This window comes from Litchfieldia sinesaloumensis, assembly GCF_900156865.1.
Lineage (GTDB): Bacteria > Bacillota > Bacilli > Bacillales > Bacillaceae_L > Ferdinandcohnia > Ferdinandcohnia sinesaloumensis.
In genome coordinates, this window is sequence record NZ_LT732529.1 from 3,018,132 (window position 1) to 3,041,919 (window position 23,788).

16 protein-coding genes are annotated in these 23,788 nt (G+C 41.7%); all 16 read right to left on the bottom strand.

The genetic code is table 11. From position 1 onward, the window contains the following. Nucleotides 1–42 precede the first annotated feature (42 nt). Complete coding sequence (locus tag CZ490_RS15010) at nt 43–1,440, bottom strand: Mbeg1-like protein (RefSeq protein ID WP_077619648.1); 1,398 nt, start codon at nt 1,438–1,440, stop codon at nt 43–45. Nucleotides 1,441–1,446: 6 nt separating this feature from the next. Next, nucleotides 1,447–2,163, bottom strand: a complete 717-nt coding sequence (locus tag CZ490_RS15015; protein WP_077619649.1) for a hypothetical protein — start codon at nt 2,161–2,163, stop codon at nt 1,447–1,449. A 945-nt stretch (nt 2,164–3,108) separates the two neighbouring features. Beyond that, a complete protein-coding gene (locus CZ490_RS15030; protein WP_077619652.1) occupies nt 3,109–3,360 on the bottom strand; it encodes a DUF2604 domain-containing protein in 252 nt (83 codons plus the stop codon). After that, a complete protein-coding gene (gene essC, locus CZ490_RS15035) occupies nt 3,353–7,963 on the bottom strand; it encodes a type VII secretion protein EssC (RefSeq protein WP_077619653.1) in 4,611 nt (1,536 codons plus the stop codon). The genes CZ490_RS15030 and essC overlap by 8 nt, the downstream gene beginning before the upstream one ends. Before the next feature lie 100 nt (nt 7,964–8,063). Beyond that, a complete protein-coding gene (locus CZ490_RS15040; RefSeq protein WP_142255385.1) occupies nt 8,064–8,432 on the bottom strand; it encodes a hypothetical protein in 369 nt (122 codons plus the stop codon). A 54-nt stretch (nt 8,433–8,486) separates the two neighbouring features. After that, the gene (locus CZ490_RS15045; protein WP_142255386.1) at nt 8,487–9,170 is read right to left on the bottom strand and encodes a hypothetical protein; all 684 of its coding nucleotides are present in this window, start codon (nt 9,168–9,170) and stop codon (nt 8,487–8,489) included. A 61-nt stretch (nt 9,171–9,231) separates the two neighbouring features. Then, nucleotides 9,232–9,576: a hypothetical protein gene (locus tag CZ490_RS15050; RefSeq protein WP_077619656.1), complete on the bottom strand. Its 345-nt coding sequence runs from the start codon at nt 9,574–9,576 to the stop codon at nt 9,232–9,234. Between the two features lie 640 nt (nt 9,577–10,216). Continuing rightward, nucleotides 10,217–12,268, bottom strand: a complete 2,052-nt coding sequence (locus CZ490_RS15055; protein ID WP_077621088.1) for a beta-galactosidase — start codon at nt 12,266–12,268, stop codon at nt 10,217–10,219. Between the two features lie 84 nt (nt 12,269–12,352). Then, nucleotides 12,353–13,339 (bottom strand): LacI family DNA-binding transcriptional regulator, encoded by a 987-nt coding sequence (locus CZ490_RS15060; protein ID WP_077619657.1) that lies wholly within the window; start codon nt 13,337–13,339, stop codon nt 12,353–12,355. A 523-nt stretch (nt 13,340–13,862) separates the two neighbouring features. Beyond that, nucleotides 13,863–14,897 (bottom strand): aldose epimerase family protein, encoded by a 1,035-nt coding sequence (locus CZ490_RS15065; protein WP_077619658.1) that lies wholly within the window; start codon nt 14,895–14,897, stop codon nt 13,863–13,865. 12 nt (nt 14,898–14,909) lie between these two features. Next, the gene (gene galT / locus CZ490_RS15070; RefSeq protein WP_234987243.1) at nt 14,910–16,400 is read right to left on the bottom strand and encodes a UDP-glucose--hexose-1-phosphate uridylyltransferase; all 1,491 of its coding nucleotides are present in this window, start codon (nt 16,398–16,400) and stop codon (nt 14,910–14,912) included. A gap of 10 nt (nt 16,401–16,410) precedes the next feature. After that, the gene (galE, locus tag CZ490_RS15075; protein WP_077619660.1) at nt 16,411–17,400 is read right to left on the bottom strand and encodes a UDP-glucose 4-epimerase GalE; all 990 of its coding nucleotides are present in this window, start codon (nt 17,398–17,400) and stop codon (nt 16,411–16,413) included. 85 nt (nt 17,401–17,485) lie between these two features. Then, nucleotides 17,486–18,649, bottom strand: a complete 1,164-nt coding sequence (locus tag CZ490_RS15080) for a galactokinase (RefSeq protein WP_077619661.1) — start codon at nt 18,647–18,649, stop codon at nt 17,486–17,488. Nucleotides 18,650–18,816: 167 nt separating this feature from the next. Then, nucleotides 18,817–21,969: a beta-galactosidase, LacZ type gene (gene lacZ, locus CZ490_RS15085; protein ID WP_077619662.1), complete on the bottom strand. Its 3,153-nt coding sequence runs from the start codon at nt 21,967–21,969 to the stop codon at nt 18,817–18,819. Nucleotides 21,970–22,053: 84 nt separating this feature from the next. Further along, entirely contained in the window at nt 22,054–22,887 is an 834-nt protein-coding gene (locus CZ490_RS15090; protein ID WP_077619663.1) for a carbohydrate ABC transporter permease, read from the bottom strand. Beyond that, entirely contained in the window at nt 22,887–23,750 is an 864-nt protein-coding gene (locus tag CZ490_RS15095) for a carbohydrate ABC transporter permease (protein ID WP_077619664.1), read from the bottom strand. Before CZ490_RS15095 ends, CZ490_RS15090 begins: the two co-directional genes overlap by 1 nt. Between the last annotated feature and the right edge of the window lie 38 nt (nt 23,751–23,788).

Here is a 23,788-nt window from a genome sequence, read left to right on the forward strand (position 1 = left end):
ATTTTCTGTTGAGGAACCGTCCCCCTGGATCTCTTTTCATAGCTAACGAATAACCCTCGCCTTACTCAGGAGCTTCGTTTCACTCGAATCCAGCAAACGTGCCGTCGTATTTAGGTAGTCAATGTTTTGATTGAGCCTGTAAGAAAAGGAAGTCAGGATATCAGCCTTCAACACATGGCGCATATCTAGGAAATCAACCTCCCAATAGAGCGAATCGATTCTGTCATTGAGAATGCTGACTCTTCGTTTAATCTTTTCCAGTCTTTGTGCATAGTAGTAAAGTCGGTCGACGTTCACCTTTAGATATGGTTCAACTGGGAAGTAGCCACCCATTTTCGCGACTACCTTTACAAATAGGATCGCAGCTTTTGATGCTACATCTGCTAGAAACTGGTTGATTTCAGCCTTGACTTGTTTGGTTAGCTCTTTTACATTGTTGATTAATTTAGATGTTTCTTCTTTCACCCAGTTAATTGCTTTTTCGAGCCCTTTTTCCGCTGCCTCTAAGATATATAAAGTGGCGTCTCGAATTGCTGCCGCCGCCCTATATGCAAGTACCTTTGGATGAAGTGAAGCAGCTAGCATAATCGTCCCAGCAATTGGATTTGCAATATCACGGACTAAGGACGCACCATCAGATGCATTTTTAAAGTCGCCTCCTGGAGCGAAATCAACACTGTCCAACCCATGTGCATACATAAGACCTTCATCCGTGCTATTCAACTTAACCGTCTTATCTACATATGGCGCGTATCCAAGGGACGAAACAAAGTCACCCTCATGGACGATAAACGTATTCCGATCCTCAAGTGCTCTTTTTTGCTCCATAGTTAAGGTCCAATAATAAAGAGGAGCCCCGTTTACAACGTACGAAGTCAGACTTTCATCCTCGAGATTATTAACCAGTACGTATTCTGCTAGATTCCCACCTTTGGAATGACCAAATACGTACTGCTGTCCATCTAACCCTTTAATGAACCGTTCATAAAATTCATTTGCTTCTCGTTGCTGTTGAATCGTAATTCCGATCCCAGCCTCGACATTGGAAACCCAGTCCGTTGCAATATGGCCTACATCCTTTAAATCCTCACTACCCCTATAGATGGCAGTTCCATTTCCCTGCTTGTCGGTAAAGGCGTACCCCACAAAGCCTGAGTACGAGTCTCCGTCTGTATTTCCACCATTAGGATTGTTATTTTGATAGCCAACTAACTGGATTTCCTTCAAAGGAGTATTTGAGTTCATTCGAATGTACTCATCGATAGCGTCATATTTTAATTGAGCTTTCGGATCTAAACCGTCGTAATCGATATATCCCATAATATCCTCAACCGAATGTGGGCTATTTGCAGAGATTTCGCCTACACTATTCGGTACATCTAAATAGGACAACTGTAATAAAATATATTTTTCATGTTCAGATAAATTTGAGAGAGACACTTAACATCACTCCTCAATCGGTGTGTAATTTTCAACTACACTATTTACATCTCTGATAATTAGATTTGGATTCACAAGATCACTTGGATTGTCAGGATTTTTTCGATCGTCGATTGCAATGACCCCGTAAACATTAGCCTTTAAATTTTCCCAAGTGATGTTGTTTACGTAAGATGTTCGAATAAAGTCACTTACATCTTCCGATTGGTCCACAAACCCTACAGAGACAACATATTTATTTACTCCAAGATTTTTAAGCATGTTATAAAGATTATAAATACCTTGACTATATTGACTTACTTCAGGTTCGCCATCTGTTTGAATCGCTGTCATGATACTAACAACGACCGTATTACTTTCATTCAACACTTCATCGACCGTTTTATTCTTGTTTGTGGAGTCACTCATTCTCGAATTACTGATAATTACTTTATAAGGAGTGTCTGTCGGTAACTCTTTTTCAATATCTGCTTTTAGTTTCTCCTGTAATTCTTGTGACCACTTAGCCTGTAGGTATGTTTCTGTGTATGGCTCTTCACTACCCTTTATTGTAAAAATGACATCAGGCTCGCCTTTTGGATGAACTGTTACAACATCCCCGCCATACAGGTCCTCAAAAAGTTTGCTACCTTCTTCTACATGCATAACTTCAAATTCGGTATCATACTTTTCTTCCAAATACTTAACTGCCTTTTCTTCCGTACTCGCGCTACTTGAGTTCATACACCCTGTTCCTCCTATTATGAGAATGAATAGAAGAAGGAATAAAACTACCCTCTTTTGTAACCTCATTTGGCACCTTCCTTATGTAAAAATGACGATTATTTTTTATAAAGTGTGTGTATTGCCTCGTGATGTTCTGGTTTGGCTTGGGCTGTTGGGCCTTCTTTCGTTATATGGGACACATTCCCCGATTTATGGGACATTACTTTGGATTTATGGGACACTTCTATAACTTTAAGGGACAATCTTGGCCTTTTATGGGACAGTACTCCGATTTTATGGGACAAACCAGTATCCCGGTCGAACCCGCAGCCGGGATTGTGCCCTAACTTCGAATAATTGTGCCCCAAGTAGGGAGAATCCCTCCCTAACCCGCATTATTTGTGCCCGACCTACTAAAATTTCTGCCTAAACACCAAATCATTGCTCCCAAGCCAAAATCCAGCCGGCCATTTTTTCGGATATGGGACACATTCCCCGATTTATGGGACAGTACTTTGGATTTATGGGACACTTCTTTAACTTAAAGGGACAATCTTGGCCGTTTATGGGACAGTACTCCTATTTTATGGGACAAACCAGTATTCCGGTCGAAACCGCAGCCGGGATTGTGCCCTAAGTCCGAATGTTTGTGCCCTAAGCCGGGAGAATCCCTCCCTAACCCGCACTATTTGTGCCCGACCTACCAAAATTTCTGCCTAAACACCAAATCATTGCTCCCAAGCCAAAATCCAGCCGGCCATTTTTTCGGATATGGGACACATTCCCCGATTTATGGGACATTACTTTGGATTTATGGGACACTTCTATAACTTTAAGGGACAATCTTGGCCGTTTATGGGACAGTACTCCGATTTTATGGGACAAAACAGTATCCCGGTCGAACCCGCAGCCGGGATTGTGCCCTAGCCCAAATTCAAATCCAGCACCAACCATCCCCCAAACCTACACCAACATCAGTTTCTTCCCGTTTGCGAATCCTAGTTCTTCAACGGTTTGGTTTATATCAAAAATCGTGCCTGTTTCGCGGTCGCACACCACCGTGGTGTCGGTTGCGACGAAGTAACCGTTTGAGAGCTCTGTCATTGTGTTTGCGAGTAAGAAAGTCACTTCATAGAGCTTGCTTTGGGCCGGAATGAAGACGTCGTAGGATTCGCCAGAGGCTGGAATGAACACTTCGACTAACACGTTATCCATGGTAGACTGCCTCCTCTTCACGAACTGCCGAACCCGTTAGTAACTTAACTAACTTTGGTTTTCCTTTTAAAAGCACGTATCCAAAGCCTTCTGGAATCTCTTGGTACATGCTGTTTGTCACTTTTGAAACTTTTAATAAAAATTGATCGGTTATACCATTTCCAACCCAGATGCCATCACTTAACGATGCTTGCTTTTTGAACCATGGCTCGAATGCCACTGAATTCAAGGCATCGGCGCGGTCTGAGATAATGATGAATACATTGAGTCCATCTCCGCGTTCTAAGAACACCTTCAATTTATCTTGGCCATCCTCTGATAAAAGCATCATCATGTCGTTGAAGGAATGAACGATGCAGTAGAGTGGTTCGAACACTGGTGGTTCCGTCCCCTCTTCAATTGCATCCTTTGTCGTATTGTTTCGGTACACCAATGTGTTGAACAGCTCAACCACCGTACTTTCGATGTCTGCTGCAATTGTCACATGCTTTCCACCCACATGGGCAAGCTCCTCGTTCGGGTCAATCACGACAACTTCATTTTTCTCATTTGTACAAACAATTTCCGTTAGCCCCTGCATCACGCCTGCACAGTTTTCACTGCTACTGCCCAAGACGAGATTCACAAACGATTGACCAAAATCAAAGTACTGAACAGCTAGTGAATCTTTTTCAACACCAATTGGTAGCTTACTTAACTTGGTGTGACGAATTTCATCTTGCAGATACTCAATATCGACTTTTTCAGGTAAGACCGGAATTCGTTTTGCTCCACTCTTGCCCCAACTATCACGCAAGCTACGACAGTAATCGGTGATGTATTGATACATATCACGGGCACCCTCGGTAATGAGCGCAACCTGGAACTCATACACATCGTCAGCTTTGAAGATACCTCGCCCCTTATGTTTCGATGGGTACACACCGTCGACATTACCAAGTACCGCTGAATATTCTGATGTGTCATTAAGCTGCAACACATAGAGCTGCTTGAAGTTTTGCATCAAGCGGTAACGAATCGCTCCAGTATGAGAAGCCGTTACGATAAAATAAATCCCGTACTTCGTGCCTTCACGAGTGAGGTACGAAATCGTCTCCTCGTGTGCTTCATACATTTCTGAAAACGCCGAGTAGTTGTGAATCACGATTACAATTGACGGTAAGCCATCCTCTGATAGACGGTTGTATGTTTGTAAATCACCGCCATAATTCGAAAGGAGCTTCTTACGTGTTTCGATCTCGCCGCCTAACATTTTAAAGAGATTATCAATCTTCTCACTATCATGTGATAAAAGAACATCCCCGATATGTGGCGCTTCACGGAACCAACTTAATGTCTCCGAACTAAAGTCTAGTAGATACGCATGCAGCTCATCTGGCGTATGGGATTCCATTAACGAGTACATTAACGACGCGATAAACGTTGTCTTCCCGCTACCCGCAACACCATAAATAATAGTATTGCCATCTTGGGTGATTGGTAGTCTCATAACCTGCTGGCGTTGGTTCGCCGGATCGTCGTACTCCCCAATCACAGGGTTCAGTTCAAAGCGAGTTGTTGTCTCATCTTGATATTTCTCAGCTAACTGATCTAAATAAATCAACGCAGGTATCGGGTCTAGCCATAGCTGCTTGACCTTGATATTTTCCTGTTTTGCTAGACTTTCTAAGTACTTCGTCACTTCATCAATTTGCTTCGGTGGATTCTTGACCCCTGTTTTACGATCAATCTTCGCACTCTTGATGACGCGACCTAAATGGTCAATCACGCGAATGCTTTCATCCACACGTTTCTCAATTTTTTCAGATGGGTAGTACGGTGCACCACCCCAAGCGGATTGACCAAGCTCGAATAGCTCGTTATATCCAACCTGTAGGTAAAAACGACCTGTCGTAGAGAGCTCTGCAGCATCTGGTCGCTTGATGACCTCCATACTATCCGCTTTTTCCTGTACCTTCAGACTAATTCGGAACTTCGAGTTACTCCAAATTTGGTCATCAACCACACCGGACGGTTTTTGTGTCGCCAAAATCAAATGGACACCTAAGCTTCGTCCAATACGAGCCGCACTTACTAGCTGCTCCATGAACTCTGGTTGCTGTGTTTTCAGCTCGGCGAACTCGTCTGAAATCATAAACAAATGCTGTAACGGTTCTTGTACTAACCCTTCACGATACAGCTTCTGGTATTTATAAATGTCAATATTACTCTCGTTCATCCGGCGACTCGTCTCGCTGAAAATCGACTGGCGACGCTTCAGCTCACTTTGAATCGAGATCAATGAACGTTTAACTGCTGCTCCATCAAGGTTTGTAATCGTACCAGCTAGATGTGGCAGGTTTAAAAAGGCATTCGCCATTCCACCACCCTTATAGTCGATTAAAATAAACGCAACTTCATCTGGGTGATAATTCACAGCAAGCGATAAGATGAATGTCATGATGAATTCACTCTTACCAGACCCTGTCATACCCGCAATCAGCCCGTGTGGTCCATGGTATTTTTCATGAAGGTCCAGCTTAAACAATTCACCCATCGTGTCGACTCCAATTGGCGTTTCAATCGAGAGGACTGGATTGTTTTCCTTCCAGCGAGTTAGAGCGTTCAAATGCTCAATTTTACTTACTCCGAACATTTCAAGGAAAGTCAGCATTTCAGGTAGCGTGTAGGCTTCAACAGAAGATGCGAGCTTAATATTGGCTAAGCGAATCGCAACCTCTTCCGCATCATCACGCTCATAAAATTCAGCATCAAATGCAGTATATGAACCAGAAATATCATCCTTGTCATAAATTTTCGACATGTCATCGGCAAGCTCCACAACCATTGTACATTCCTTCGGTAAGTTTTTAAGCTCATCGTATAATGTCACAAGGCTAATGCCGATGTTCTGTTTTTCTTCTAATAGAAGGTTGATCATCTCGGCTCTTGATGCGAGCGACTTACTCATTGAGAAAATCAAGTAGTGCTGGTCAAGGTCCTTTAACTGTTCCTCATCAAGGCTTGCACGATAGGCAATTTCCTTTTCAAAGTAAGAAGACAGCTCCTTTACCTCAGTTGCATCCGTCGCAATAAAGCGAATCTGCATCGACTCATCCCAAACATGTGGGAGCCATCTAGCAAACTTCCAGTACTCCTCTTCATTCTTATCGTAAAGGAATACAAGCTTTAGCTCGTCATAGCTGTGGAGGGCGGTTAATTGAAAAATAAGCCCCTTCACAAAATCCTGGACTCGACTGCGACGCCCAATCACACCACTGACATATTCCTCCACAAAGCTTAGAGTCACGGGCACTTGTTTTAAAATGTGTGGTGCCTCGACCATTTTATATAGCTCATCCTGAAGATTATCATCCTCAAGAGTAAATTTTTTCTCCGGGTACTTCAGCTCTGCATTTAGAGGCAAATCACCTAGCCCAAGACGGACCTTAAGAAAATCATTCTGCCCAATCCCACGCTCCCACAGATTTCTTTTTTGCATCGTAATCCGTGAGATTAGATTTTGCAGGGCCACATGGTTTTCATGAAGAATTTCACTTTGACGTTCACATTCTTCTTCAATCACCCCAGCCATTTCTTCGATGTATGCCGAGTATTTTTCCTGTCGTTTGCCTTCAAGCTTAATTCGTTGCTTCTTCTCGTGACGCTTCGTTAAAATCGGCCAGAGTACCGTTCCGATTAACATACTAAGTGACATCATCAAGGTCGGCATTGCATACATGATGTCGCCACCACGTGCCATCACATTATTCAACGTGAAAAGCCCGGTGAACAAGGACGCCATCCCCATCGTGATGGACGGACCAAGCATGAACATCAATGGCGTTTCATCAATATTCGGTTTCTGTGGCGGCGGATCAATTCTGATTTCTTTCCTTTCAATGTCGCGTTTAAACCGAGGCGAACGATAAAATAGATCATCATTTATTTCTTCTGTCTGGAAGTCATCAAGTGGTTCTTCATCTTCTATAATCGGCTTTTGCACCTGGAACGGACGAAACGCATTGCGGTCTAAAAATACCAATTGGTGTGGGTTATTCAGTGATAGCAGCTTGCCATTGTAGATGATTTTTAATCCCATGATGTAGATCACATCACCGGTTGATAGCACTTTTTCCGTAACTCGCTCCCCATTCACATAGGTACCGTTCGAGCTGTTGTTGTCACGTATAATCGCATGACCTTGTGCATCATACTGGATCACACAATGGGAGCTTGAAACAAGCTTATTTGCAAAACGGATGTGAGAGTCATTACCACGCCCGATTCGAATACTAGTACCTGTTACTTCATGCTTTGTATACTCATTTCGATCGTTCGTTGGCGGCTCTACATATAAAAGTGCAGAAGTGTCATTGTTGCGGGAAATCGTGTATGTCTTAAATGGCTCAATTTCCTGCTTCACAAGCGTCTCCTGCTTGTCGTTAGCAAGAAATGCGGTTTTGTTCGACTTTAAAAACCACTTGCCATCCTCTGCCTCAATCGCGATCATATCCTTCGGCTCGCCGTTATTGTCCTCAGACTTTAAAATATAGCGACCCGTAATCCGCTCTGGCAGAACATATGTAAATGCCTTTTCCCGATCAAATAGAGTTAAAATCAAAGCATATCTCTCCTTAAAAGAAAAGCGTGAGATGCTATAAATCGACACCTCGAGCTAAACAGTTATACTTAGTTCAAATAGTGTAAAACTGACAATCGAATCAGCTACTCCTTTTAAACGACTTCTTTTTGTTACCTTTGGGCGTACCCTTTTTCCTTCTAAATACGTTTAATATATTAAAATTCCACCAAAACACAGCAGATAAGAGACCCAGTATCAGAATCGAGTAACTTATACCATCTCCAAAGTTACGTCTGCCTGTAATGAAAATAATTAAATAGATGATAAAAATAAAACTAATGAGAGTTAGCATCCCATTCAAGAAATACATCCCTGGATAGGAGACAGGATACTTACTCATCCATTTTAAAATCCAATAGTTTAGTAGTAGGAGTATGATAAGTCCAATCCCCCCACCAACCACGTTCCCTAGATAGATACTTTCTAAGGCATCAATGTAGAAAATCATGACGAAAAACAAGGAAAGGTACTGGAACCCTTTTATAAGAAAAATCACAGCTTTTTACCGCCTTTCCTGAAGGATCGGTTGTGTGCTTTTCTGTTGCTTTTTAATCAGGTAATATCTATGTAACTCCAGCATGTGATACAACATGATGTAGGACATCATGAAATACATACTGATAATCACAATGACCATCGTGTTATCAGATACAAAACGTAGACTCCATGTCCCGACGAGATAACCAAGGGCCGGAAACATTGAAACACTTATTCTCAATCCTTTTTTGGGACGTTTTTTCTCTTTCTTTTTCGGGGTATAGATCTTTTTAATCTGGTCTTTAAAAAAGAGATACAAGACCACAAAGTACCCCAGTACCGATAAAACAAAAAACCAGATTGATTGTATGCCCAGCATGCCGTATGCGAATTTTTGAATGATAATCAAGCACCCTAGTGAATCTACACAACCGTAAACTCCTTTTAATAGAAAGAAGGTGGTATTTTGATACCTTTTCCCATCATGCCGAGATGTGATTCGGTACCACACTGTAGCAACCATCATGATAAAAAATGGTGGTAGCACGACAATTGCATACACCATTTCAAACGGTGGCGCTAATACCGGAATCAATACGAACATCGCAGGTAATAGAAAAACCAACACCGTAAAATTTGACTGCTCAGTTGGTGAAGCTATATGAGTGAGGTATTTTTTCAGATTTCGATTTAGGGTTCCATCATTCATCTGAGTCAACCCACCCCATCTCCTTTTCGATGTTGGTTTTAGCATTTTCAAGCTTTAACTCTTAGCGTAGATGAGGAGCTCTTGCATCTCGTAGCTTTCGCGCTTCCTCTTCAGCCTTACGTCTCGCCTCAGCTTCTGCACGTGCAGCAGCTTCTTCTTCACGCTTAATTTGGTTTGCAGCCTGAATAATATCCGGTGCGACAGATTCAAGTTTAGAGGCAATCGTGCTTAATTCACGATTAATCTCAGCAATCGCTTGATTGATATACTTAACCTCCGGAGCCCGCCAGACAGAGTTGATATTCCCGTTAACGCCATTCAACGTACTTTTTATGCTTCTAAGCTGTGATGCGTAGCTACGTAATTGGTTTGCCTGCGAGATGGCCGCAGAAACGTTAATTCCCATTAAGATCACCTGCTTATTTATAAATGTAGCCCTAAGGCGAAAATTACACAGTTCGTTCACACATTTTCCAAATATCTACTAAAAAACTACTCGATAATTAGGATTAGGTCAATTTTTACAAAATATTCTAATTAATTAAAAATGCATACTAAAGGCCTGTTTATTCTACATTTTTCTACAAATTCACTGTGTTATCGGTCTCGTTTACTACCTAAGGTGTACTACTCCTCTAGTACTTTCAGTAATTCCAAATAAATGAAAAGCATTGATATGTCTCAACATAATATCTTGAAATCAAGCCTCTTAATCCCTTTATTACAATTAGTAGTTCATTAGTCCTTTTCTTATTCATTTTTGTAACACAAATGTAACTTGACACAAAAACATAGATTGATTGATTTTGAAAACCCTTCCATTCGAGAGGAATCTTCTGCGCTAAAATAGTAATGGATTTGTAAAAGAGAGGGAAAAGGTAAATGCATAGTGATGAAGGTATAGAAAATGATACATTTTTAGACAAATTGAAATGAGAAGTTTGAACTAAAACTCTAGAACTCTAATAGTCAATACAGGGTGTAAAATATCCAATAAATAGTACAAGAAAAAACCTAGTCGTTTGACTAGGCTTATTACGTTCTCATTATTTACTTTTTTCTACTACACGTACTTCATATTTTTCAAACGTGACGTCACCGTGCAGCGTTTCACCGGTTATCACATCGGTAACCTGCGATTCAAAATGAACGTGTTGCTCGTCTTCTGTGAAGTTCATGACGAAGATATAATCGCATTCAGGTGCCTGTCGCACTTGAACTGAAACGCCTCTTTCATGCTTCACATCTGCAACCGGATGGATTTCTAATTCCTTCATGACTCCTTCGTAAAAATCACGTTGGAAGTCATCCTCAAGGCGACCACCGATGTAATACGTTTTTCCAGCTCCATATGTGTGGCTTGTTACAGCTGGTGTATTTGCATAGTAATCTTCCTCGTAGGTAGCCTCTACCTTTGCTTCCGCCACATCAAGAGTAGTCGCATAGTCTTTTAATTCATAGGACTTTCCGTTGTAGGACACACGGTTTCGATCAGCAGGGTATAACGTATCTGTTTCAAGTGGCTTCATGCCAAATATCTCTTGCAGCTCGTGTGGCCAACCACCTAAATAGGTTAAATCCGATTCATTGACAAGACCACTGATATACGTCATCACAAGTGTACCGCCATTTTTCACGAAATCCTTGAACCGACTAATGAGATCTTCACTCGCTAAATACAGCATTGGCACAACTAGTAGTTTATAGGAAGAGAAATCATGTTCCTTGGTAATGACATCAACCGGGATGTCATTTTCCCAGAACGCACGATAATGCTGGTGCATCGTCTGTGCATATCGCTTCGTTTCATTGCTAAAACCTTGCGCATCCTGTAGCGCCCAGTGGTTATCCCAATCATATAAGAACGCCACCTCTGCAGAACGATTGGTTCCCGCTACCTCTGAAAGCTTCTCTAATGTTCGTCCAACCTCTGCAACATCCTTGAAGACGCGGTTTTCTGAGCTGTTATCATGGTCAACAACCGCACCATGGAATTTTTCTGAAGAGCCTCTTGATTTACGCCATTGGAAATACAAGATACTATCAGAACCATGGGCCACCATCTGCATCGATGATAATAAATGCATACCTGGACGTTTCGCCTTGTTAACTTTATGCCAGTTTACTAGACTCGGTGTTGATTCCATGAGTAAAAATGGCTGACCTTTTAAACTACGATATAAATCGTCAATGAACGCAACCTTCATCGCTAAGTCAGCAGTCGTTTCCCAATCATTATGCCACGCCGGATACGCATCCCAGCTAATCACATCAATATGCTTTGCAAATTTACTATAATCGAGTCCTTGGAATGGAATTAAGTCCGGGGTATCTCCCATAAAATTGGTTGTAATTGGAATGTCTGGTGTCAACTCGCGAATCGGGACTATTTCATTTTTATAAAAATCAATGGTTTGATCGGTGACGAATCGGCGCCAATCCAAATTATGACCGTGTACCTTGCTTTCCCCAATTGGTGATGGCGATTCAATTTGCGACCAATCTGTAAACGTGTGGCTCCAGAATGGCCCCCACCACGCATCATTTAGCGCTTTCAAATTATGATTATATTTTTCTTTTAGCCACGTCCGGAATGCATCCTGACACAGATCACAGTGACATGCTCCACCATATTCATTGGAAATATGCCACATAATCAATGCCGGATGGTTCCCGTAGCGCTCCGCAAGCAGACGGTTCATTTGCTGTGTCTTTTCCCGGTACACAGGTGAAGTAAAACAATGATTATGTCTCGCTCCATGTAATTGTTTGACCCTAGATGCGTTAACACGAAGAACCTCTGGGTATTTTTGCGACATCCAAGCCGGACGAGCCCCACTTGGTGTCGCTAAAATCACGTTTCCACCAATCCCATGAATGTCGTCTATAATCTTGTCTAACCATTCAAAATGGTAGACACCCTCTTCTGGTTCAAGTGTACTCCACGCAAAGATTCCTACCGAGAAAGTATTTGTATGTGAAAGCTTCATCAACTTAATATCATCCGCTAAAATTTCTGGGTAATCCAGCCATTGATCTGGATTATAATCTCCACCATGTAGCATCTGCTTTGCTTTAGTAACAAACGTTTTACTCATTCGTGTATTTGACATAATAATCTCCCTTTTGAGGGACAGGCTGTCCCATATTTCCAGCCCTATGATTCGATAGGGCGGTAGACTCTAGCGACTACTATCACGGATGACTAACTCAGTTGATATAAATATTTTCTTCGCAATTTGACGGCCAGCGATTCGTTCAAGGATCGTATCAACCGCCGTTTCACCCATCACTTCTGTGTGGACCTTCACCGTGGATAACGGTGGAAAAACATATTTTGAGACACTGATATCGTTGATACCAATGAGACTAACCCGCTCTGGCACAGCAATTTTTTCTTCATTTAAAGCTCGTAATGCACCAATTGCAAGTAAATCATTCGCCGCAAAAAAGGCAGTCGGGAGTGCATCACCCTTCGTTTGAATGGCTTGCTTCATTAGATTGTAGCCATCCTCAACTGTGAATCTTCCTATATATAGGTTGCTTTCATCTAATAGATTCGCATCTAGTAGAGAGGCTTTGAACGTTTTTTCCCGTGTCTCTTCAATTTCAGCCGAATGGTCCTTGAATTCCTCACGCCCACCTAAATAGCCGATATTTGTATGACCACTTTCAGTAAAATGTTTCAGGACTGTTTTAGTCGCCTTTTCAAAATCAACAACAACTGCGTCGTAGACATCCTCATCTGGGCTAGAATCAACAAACACAAGATGCTCTACCATTTGTGAAAGCTCTTCAACTTGGCCCGCGCTGAACTTCCCAACTGCGATAATTCCCTGAAGATCCTCCTGCTTGATGCTTTCAATGCTATTGTAAAAGTTCGCTACCTGAACGCCGTGCTGCTCGCAACGCTGCTCAATCCCCAGTCGAATCGACATATAGTACAGGTCATTAAGCTCTTCCTTTTCGGTATACCAAAGGAGAATCCCAATCCGAGCAGACGAGGACTTTTTGGAAGGACGTTTTTTATACGAAAGTGCCTCGGCAATCTCAAAGATTCTCTTCTTCGTATCATCACCTACCGACAAGCTGGCATCATAGTTGAGCACACGTGATACCGTCGCAATCGAAACGCCCGCCTTCTCCGCTATATCTTTAATCGTCGCCATGATTCATCTCCTCTCTGTGGGAATATCATATTTGTTTGCGTTGTTAATTGTACCCCGGGCCAGATTTGTCCGGGGTATTTTTCGGATATGGGACACTATTTCTGATTTATGGGACAAACCACTGCAGATATGGGACACTGCTTTTATTTTATGGGACAATCTTCGCAGTTTATGGGACAGTACTCCGGATTTATGGGACAAACCGAGATTTCGCCCGAGTCGGCCGCTGGGATTGTTCCCTAACTGCGGATGATTGTGCCCCTACGTAGGAAAATCTCTCTCTATACTTGCGATAATTGTGTCTAAATCAAAATTTTCGTGCCTTAGATCAGATTTGGCCGGAGCCTGTTCCAGATATGGGACACTATTTCTGATTTATGGGACAAACACCTGCAGATATGGGACACTGCTTTTATTTTATGGGACAATCTTCGCAGTTTATGGGACAGTACTCCGGATTTATGGGACAAACCGAGATTTCGGCCGAAGGACTTGCCCTAACTGCAAAACTATGAAATACTCCCTATTTCACCGAAAATCGATATTTCGTTTCCCAATAGTACTTCTCATCTTTTTTCACTACAATTGATGGGAAGTTTGGATGATTAATCGCATCTGGTGCACCTTGGGTTTCAAGGCAAATGGCTTGGTACGGACGGGCTTCACCGTGACGCATTGTAAAACCCTCCATCGTATTGCTCGTATAGACGACCACCGCTTTTTGATTGGTCTCAATTGCTAATTGACGCCCGGACGCTTCGTCATAGAGCTCGATTTCTTGTTCATCAAGCATAAACGGATGGTCATAGCCTTGTCCAACAAGGACAATCTGCTCGTCCTCTGAGTTTGGACCGTCTGCGACTTTTCGGCCCTGTCTAAAATCAAATACCGTTCCAGTCACATCAATCAGTTCACCTGTTGGTAAAGACTCTTGACCTAACTCTATGTAGCGACTACTTTTTATCGTTAGTTCATGGTCCAGTATGTCACGTTTCACATCACCAGATAGGTTAAAATACGCATGGTTGGTGATGTTCAGTAAAGTGTCTGCCTCTGGAATACCGGTTCCAGTAATCTCGAGTTCACCCTTGTTGTTGAGTGAATAAGTTATCTTCATTTCCACAGTTCCAGGGTAGCCCCCTTCGCAATCCTCGCTCACATATGTGAACTCAACGCCAACTCTATCCTCTTCCTCAATCACTTTAGAATCCCAAACAACATTGCTAAACCGAGTCAATCCACCATGAAGATGGTTATTATTTTCATTTTTGTCTAGGGAATAGGTTTTACCGTTTAACTCAAACTCCGCGGCACTGATGCGTCCTGCGACACGACCAATGATTGCTCCTTGGTAGGTTACATCTGATAGATAGCCTTCTAGATTGTCATAACCGAGTACCACATTTTCTAAGGTGCCATTGCGATCAGGTGTCAAAATTTCCGTAATAATACAGCCATAATCAATGCAGGTCACGCTTAGCCCTGCTTCATTTTTTAATGTAAATGCCTGAACTTCTTGGTTATCGAAGGTTCCATAAGGATATGTTTTGATTTCCATTTATCTAATCTCCTATTTTGTAAAATGATTGATAAATCTTTTAAATGCTGCTTGCCCCGCTTCATCACGTTTGTACACACCTGCATCCTCGAGCACACGCATGAACTTTTTACCGACTTCACGCTTCACAAGCTCTGAAACGTTCTCTTTGGTTGGATTAAAAGCTTTCAACTCATCCGCCCACGCTTGATGCAGAGGATTGACTGAGTTTCCTTCTCCGATTAGGTACTTCTCAACCTCTTGTAACTCTGTTTTGAGTCGAGCTGGAAGGACTGCTAATCCCATTACTTCAATCAGACCGATGTTTTCCTTTTTGATATGGTGCACATCAGCATGTGGATGGAAGATGCCCAGTGGATGCTCATCATTTGTACGATTGTTACGCAGCACAAGATCTAGTTCATATTTTCCGTCTCGTACTCTTGCAATTGGTGTAATCGTGTTATGTGGTGTATCGCCAGAGAACGCGTGGATATCCACCTCAGAGTCACTGTACGAGCGCCACTCCTGTAAAATTTGGTCGCCTGCTGCAACCAATGCCTCTTTATCCGCACTTCTTAGGCGAAGAACGGACATCGGCCATTTCACAGTTGAGAACTTGATATTGTCATATCGATCCCATGTAAAAGTGAAATCATCCTCTGCCTTTGCCATTGCAAATTCATAGTTTCCACCTTGATAATGATCATGTGTTAAAATCGAGCCTCCAACGATTGGAATGTCCGCATTTGAACCGATGAAGTAATGTGGGAACTTCTCAACAAAGCCAAGTAAACGTGCGAATGTAGACTTACTGATTTTCATATCACGGTGCTCTTCGCACAGAACGATACAGTGCTCGTTATAGTACACATATGGTGAATATTGCAAATACCAGTTTTCATCTTCTAGTAAAACCGGAATGATTCGGTGGTTGGAGCGAGCCGGATGACCAATGCGTCCAGCGTACCCCTCATTCTCCACACAGAGCAAACACTTCGGATACTTCTCACCACCACTTGGTTTCGCCTCTTTTTCAAGCGCAATTTGCTTTGGATCCTTCTCAGGCTTTGACAAATTGATGGTGATATCAAGTTCGCCGTACTCTGTTTCCACCTTGTATTCGATGTTCTTTTCGATTCGCTTCATTTGTATATAGTTACTATTTTTACTCAACTCATAAAAATAGTTAGTTGCAGCAGTTGGGTTTTCCTGATGAAGCTGATAAAAATGACGCGCCACCGCAGACGGAAGTGGAATCATCGTATTCATGATTTTACTTGCTAGAATTTCCTTTGCGTCAAAATAATCTTCAATTATCTTTTGCTCGCATGCGTAATCCACTAGGTCCTCAACTAAGGTTGGGATGTCCTTTTCAGGTGTAACATGCTCTGTTGGTGCGAAATTTTCAAGTTGTAGTAAAGACAGAACCTGGTTGCGAACGTAAATCATATCTTCTTTTTCAATGAGTCCAATCTTAATAGCCTGTTCTGTTAGCTGTTGAACGCTACCATATATGTTCAATTCTATCGCCTCAGCTTTCATACCCATTTGGGTGGTTTACATGCCAGTTCCACGCATCCTTAATGATTTCGTTAATGGACGTACGCTTCGGTTCCCAACCGAGCACTTCTTTCGCTTTACCTGATGAAGCGATAAGTGTACTTGGGTCTCCCGCACGACGCTCACCGATTTTCACTGGGATGTTACGTTGTGTGACTTCTTTTGCTGCTTCGACCATTTCTTTTACCGAGAAGCCACTGTTACTGCCTAGATTGAAGTAATTGCTCTCGCCGCCATTTTGAAGGTATTTTAATGCTAAAATATGAGCATCAATTAAATCCTCAACATGGATGTAATCCCGGATACATGTACCGTCCGGAGTATCGTAGTCCTCTCCAAAAATAGTGATGGCATCTCGTTTTCCAAGGGCTGCTTGTAAAATCACTGGAATGAGATGTGTTTCTGGATCATGGTCTTCTCCGATTTCACCTGTTGAACGTGCACCTGCCACGTTAAAATAACGCAGTGACACAAATTTAGTGTCATGTGCAATTTCTGACCATTTCATCATTTTTTCCATCGCAAGCTTTGTTTCACCGTATGTGTTTGCTGGAACGGTTGGCATATCCTCAGTGATTGGTACCTGCTCAGGTTCACCGTAGGTTGCTGCCGTTGAAGAAAAGACGATGTATTTTACATTGTTGTTTTTCATCGTTTCAAGGACAACCTGTGTACCGAACACATTGTTGTCATAGTATTTTAACGGGTCAACCATCGATTCGCCGACAAGGGAATTTGCCGCAAAATGGATAACTGCATCAATGCTTTCTTTTTCAAATACTGATTGTAAAAATGCGCGATCACGGATGTCACCTTGATAAAACTTCGCTTTCGGATGAACCGCCTCTTTGTGACCTGTTTGAAGATTATCAACCACGACAACCTCCTCATTCGCATCAATCAGTTGATAAACCGCATGTGAGCCAATATAGCCCGCTCCACCTAAAACCAAAATACTCATTTAAAATCCGCTCCTTCTTTAGGACAAATTCCTCGTCCTAACATATTTTCACCGGGACACTGTACCTGTCCCCTTTGTCCCATTATTATAGTTCTTTTGCGCCATCGCCAATGCTGACTTCATAGAAGGATGCTTGGTAGCCGATGGTTTTCTCGTAGATGTTTCCGACTGCTTCGATAATAGTTTGTGCTTTGTCTTTTTCGACAAGAGCAATCGCACAGCCCCCGAAGCCTGCACCGGTCATACGCGCACCAAGTACACCTTCTTGTTTCCACGCTGCTTCTGCTAGCGTATCAAGCTCGATACCGGTTACTTCATAATCATCACGCAATGACGTGTGTGAAGCATTCAGTAGTCTTCCGAATTCTGTTAGGTCACCGGCCTTTAATGCCTTCAGCGCCTCAAGTGTACGTTCATTTTCGTAGACCGCATGCTTGGCACGTTTTTGTAAAATGTCATTATCTATTAAATTCTTATGTTGTTCAAACTGCTCACTCGTAATATTCCCAAGTGCTTGAACATCGAGCTCCTTTTGTATCAGGGCAAGCGCACTTTCGCACTCACTGCGACGTTCATTGTATTTGGAATCCGCAAGCTCACGACGCTTGTTCGTATTCATAATTAAAATGAGGTGCTCATCCAATTCAATTGGGGCATATTCATACTTTAATGTATCACAATCTAGTAAAATCCCGGCATTCTTTTTACCCATGCCGATTGCAAATTGGTCCATAATTCCGCTGTTGACACCAATAAACTGGTTCTCCACTCGTTGGCCAATTTTCACAAGGTCTACGCGATCAATAGTGAGGTTAAATAGCTTTTCAAACATCACACCTGAGACAAGCTCAATCGACGCCGATGAGGACAGGCCAGCACCATTTGGAATATTCCCGTAAAACAGGACATCCACCCCAGATGAAATGTCATAGCCTTCCTCACGCATATAACGAAGCATACCCTTCGGATAGTTCGCCCAATCATGAGCCTTGTTGTAGTCGAGGTTGTGAAGGTCAAACTCAATCACACCAAGCTGTTCGAAATTCATCGAATACATTCTGATTTTATCATCAACACGCTTTCTCGCAAGCGCATACGTTCCTTTTGTGATGGAAGCCGGAAATACATGGCCCCCGTTATAGTCTGTATGTTCACCTATTAAGTTAATCCGACCAGGAGCGAAGAAGGTTCTGTAATCGGTTTCGTTAAATACTGCTGTAAATGTATCTGAAAGTTGGTTGAGATTCATGGCGAATTGCCTCCAATACGTTAGTTTCTAACTCTATTGTAGAGGCGTAAGTAAAAAAGGTCAATAAATTTTAGTTAAACTTTACTAAAGGGTTAACGAAATTAATTCAACAAACAAAAAAACCTGTTACCTTTGGATAAAAAAACAATGGTAACAGGCAAATATTTTTAAATCATTTTACTTAATTCAATCGGAGAATGCTCCCTTTTTGAGTAAGCACGAAGGCTCACTGTAAAATGGAAGTCCTCGTTTTTCAATTGATATTGTTCAAGAACGCCAGGTCCACAGCTAGCTGAACCCAAGCCTTGTTGCTTGTGATCAATGTTAAACGTGATAAAATCATTTTTTACTAAATCATAGGTATGACCTGCATTTTCAAGCTTTTCAGTTGAGTAATAGCTGGCACTAAAATCAAAGTCTGGTTTTCCAGCCACAAGTATACCAACACCTGAGAGGTCTGTTACCGACGCCCATCTCACCTCATGTCTGTTTCCATTTTCTTGAGGAACAACATATGGTGTGTGTAGGTCATCTACCGAATTCGACCATACCCCAAAACGATTCGCTAACTTGCTATCAGAGTAGGATTCTCCTGGACCTCTGCCATACCAATCAACTTGATTCATTTGAGACTTCAATTTCATCTGTAAGCCGACCTTAGGTAAAGTAGTGGATGCCTCGCCTTGTTTTTTGCCGTCCACTTCAATCGTCATTGATCCGTTTTTTGAAATTGTGTAGATCGTCTTTGTATCAAAGCCCCACGCATGTACAGGTGGCGCTAGACGAGATTGCACACAAATTTTCACTAGATCATTTGATGATGATACCTTAACTTCAACTGCTTTAACGTGAGTCTGCATATGATGCAAACCGAAACGCTTCCACTCTGGTTCTTCTTTCTTCACGCTAAACTCTTCTAGCCCTAATTTGTCATTATCCGTTGGTGCTCGCCAAACATTTACCTTCGGGCCTTGCTCTAGCAATTCAATCCCCTGATGTGTCCAAGACTCAAGCACCCCGTAAACTTTATTGAAGCTATACGTGAAATTCTCTCCACTCACAGCAAGCTTATGGTCAGTATCTTCTACATGTAAAGGTCGATACACTCTACTTTCTTTTACATCCAATGATACGTTAACAGGCAACTCAAATTGAGCCCACGCTACTTCATGACCAGCTTTCGCCCATTTTGTATCAGTCGCCTGATTAAATTGAAGGTTTAACCAATAATCTGTATTCGCTTTGATCATACTCGGTAACGTAAATGGAATTTTTATTTCACTCGACTCTCCCGGAGTAATCGTTGGCATGTCTAGCGTACCACTGTCTACTACTTTCCCATCTGAAACCACACACCATGAAAGCGTTAAGTGATCTAATGTACTAAAATTATATAGATTATCAATGCGAACAGTACCTTCATTGAAATCAACCATTTCAGCTCGAACTGGTTCAATGACCTTTTTATACTCTAAAAGTGCGGGTGACGGGGTACGGTCTGGCATGACAAGTCCATCGATAACAAATGTACCATCATGTGGTGTTTCTCCAAAATCGCCACCATAAGCAAAGTATTCTTTGCCATCTTCCGTATATTGACGGATTCCATGATCAAGCCACTCCCAAACGAATGCACCTTGAAGGCGGTCATACTTATAGAACAAATCAAAATACTCTTTGATCCCACCAGGGCCATTGCCCATCGCATGAGCAAACTCACATAGGATATGAGGCTGTGCTAAATCGTCTCGTTGACCTAACCGCTCCATAATGCCATGCGGAGTATACATCGTCGAGAACATGTCTGCCGCTTCATGCAAACGGGTAGGATTGTTATTTTCTTGTGTCATAATGAGACGAGTTTCCCCTTCATAATGAACAAGTCTTGTTGGATCCTTTTGTTTTGCCCACTCGGCCATTGCCACATGGTTCTCACCAAACCCGGATTCATTTCCTAATGACCAAATGATAATCGATGGATGGTTCTTGTCACGTTCAACCATTCGCTTCATTCGGTCAACAAATGCTTCCTTCCACTCTGGATCTTGAGCCAATTGGTGGGGCTTTCCAATCCGATCAAAGCCATGACACTCAAGGTCTGCTTCATCAATCACATACACCCCATATTCATCACATAAATCATAAAATCGTGGGTCGTTTGGATAGTGTGCTGATCGTACAGCATTGATATTATGCTGCTTCATCAGTTCGATATCTTTTTTCATCCAATCAAATGGTACCGCACGCCCTAAGTCCGGATGATGGTCATGGCGATTGACACCTTTAAAAAGAATCGGAACTCCATTCACTTGGATTAAGCCATTCTTTAGCTCCACTTGTCTAAAGCCAACCTTACTTGGAATCACCTCAACGATGTTACCCTCAGCATCTTTTAAGGTCATTACTAAGGTATATAAATAAGGTGTTTCTGCCGTCCATTTAGAAGGATCAGTCACTCGTATACTAGTATCTAGCTTTGTTTCACTCGACCCACTTAATTGTACGGAAATAGTTCGTTTCGCTTCCTCAACTTCTTTCATATTCGCATCAAAAAGTTGAATCGCTAACTGGTACTCTTTTAAACTATCATTAGAAGAATGGAGAACAGATTCAATCTGTAATTCCGCATCTTGATAATCTTCGTCTAATTTTGTTTTCACGAAGAAGTCATGTGTATACACTTTCGGCTTCGCAAGCAAATACACATCTCTAAAAATACCACTTAACCACCACATGTCCTGATCTTCAATATAACTTCCATCAGACCATTGATAGACCCGAACAGCAATGGTATTATTCCCTTCCTCAACAAACTCAGTTACATCAAATTCAGACGCTACACGACTGCCTTGACTGTAGCCAACAAATTGACCATTAATCCACACATGAAAGGCACTATCTACTCCTTCAAAACGTAGAAAAACAAGGCCTTTTAGCATATCATCAGTTACATAAAAATCACGACGATAGGAACCCGTTGGATTTTCAGTTGGAATATAGGGAGGATTGACCGGAAATGGATATTGAACATTTGTATAATGCGGATTTCCATACCCATGCATTTGCCAACTTGAAGGGACCTGTAACTCATCCCAATTACTAGTGTCATAATCTTTTTCATAGAAAGAGCTTGGAGCATGTTCCGGAGTCTCCGAATAATGAAATTTCCACAACCCATTTAATAATGTAAATCCATTAGCACGACCTCTATCAAAGCTAATCGCATCCTCAAGATTCTGATAGGACATAAAATAAGAACGATCTTTCACTCGATTCCTTTGAAGGATATGTTGATTCTCATAATCTCTAAGCAATGTCATGTTGACCTCCATTGTGGGACAGAGGGACAGGTCCCTCGTCTCATATTTTTAGCCAAGTGGGACAGTGAACCTGTCCCCTTGTCCCTATTTAATCGCACTTCCCAGCATGCCCTGGATAAAGTGTTTTTGTAGTGCAAGGAAGAAGATAATAATTGGGATTGTCGCAATCATAATCCCTACGTTAATTTGACCATAGTCTATGATTGAAACTCCCTTTAGACTGGATAATGCAACCGGGAATGTATACATATCCGTTGATGTAGTGACAACCAATGGCCACAGAAAGTTATTCCATTGTGAGAGGAATAAGAAGATGGATGTCGCAGCAAGCGCTGGCTTCATAGACGGGATTACAATCCGGAAGAAGATTTTCATTTCTCCAGCCCCGTCCATTCTCGCAGCTTCAATTAATTCTGTTGGAAAGGCCATAAAGTTTTGTCTCATTAGAAAGATTGCGAACGGTGTACAAACCGTTGGTAAAATAAGCGCAATATACGTATTTAATAATCCGTAATCAGCCATCATCCTAAACTGCGGAATCAAAAGGGCTTGATACGGAATCATCATTGACAATAGAAATACTGTAAATATAAATTTATTCCCTTTAAAATGAAATTTCGCTAGTGCGTATGCAGCCATGGTAGAGACCATAAGAGCCAAAACGACATATACACCTGAAACAAATAATGAATTAAATAGTACACGCCAAATATTGATACTCTCATTCAAATTCGTAAAGTTGGTTATAAACTGATCTCCAAACGTCAATGTTGGAGGATTTGAAAACATCTTACTCGTATGATTGGTTGCTCCAACTAACATCCAATAAAATGGGAAGATTGAAATCACGATACCGACAGCAAGAAGTAAATAAATTCCTGCTTTTCTCGAGAATCTTGATGCTTTATTTTCCTGCATTATTTACCATCTCCCGTCACTCTTGATTGAATAAGTGATAGAATCGCAACGATGACTACAACGACATATGCAATGGCAGACGCATAGCTAAAGTCATAGTATTTGAATCCATTGTTATAAATCATTAATCCTAGTGTTGTTGTTGAATCACCAGGTCCACCTTTTGTAAGGTTGAAAGGTTCATCAAATAGCTGTAAGGTTGCAATCGTTGATATAATCGAGGTGAATAAAATAATCGGCTTCAATTGCGGAATCGTGATTGATAGGAATTGGCGAATCTTTCCTGCACCATCTATGGAAGCCGCCTCATATGTTTCCTCTGAAATATTCTGCATCGCAGCTAGATAGATCACCATATTGTAGCCTGTCCATCTCCATGTCATCGCGATGATAATCGATACCTTCGCCCAGAACGGATTATTCAACCACGGAATAGCATCAATCCCAATCAAAGTTAAAAATTGATTTAAAATTCCTTTATCCATCATGATAATTGAGAACAAAATCGAATAAGCAACTAATGAGGTTACAGCCGGTAGAAAGAATCCTGTGCGGAAAAACCCTTTAAACTTTAGTAGTTTACTATTTAATAGAGCTGCTAAAATAAGTGCTAATAGAATCATAATCGGCACTTGAACAATGAAAATGATAAATGTGTTATATAAGGCTTGATGGAACGTTGTATCTTTTAATAATCGAATATAGTTATCAAATCCTGTAAAAACGTAGACGCCACCTTGAGACGTTTGAAAGCTTAAGATAAACGAAGAAATGATTGGGTACACCGTGAATATAAGAAATAAAATAAGCGCCGGGGCTAAAAATAAATACGGTGTCAATTTTGCTTTGTTTATTTGATTCATCTTGTTGTCTAACCCCCTTATTCATAGGAGAGGTAATG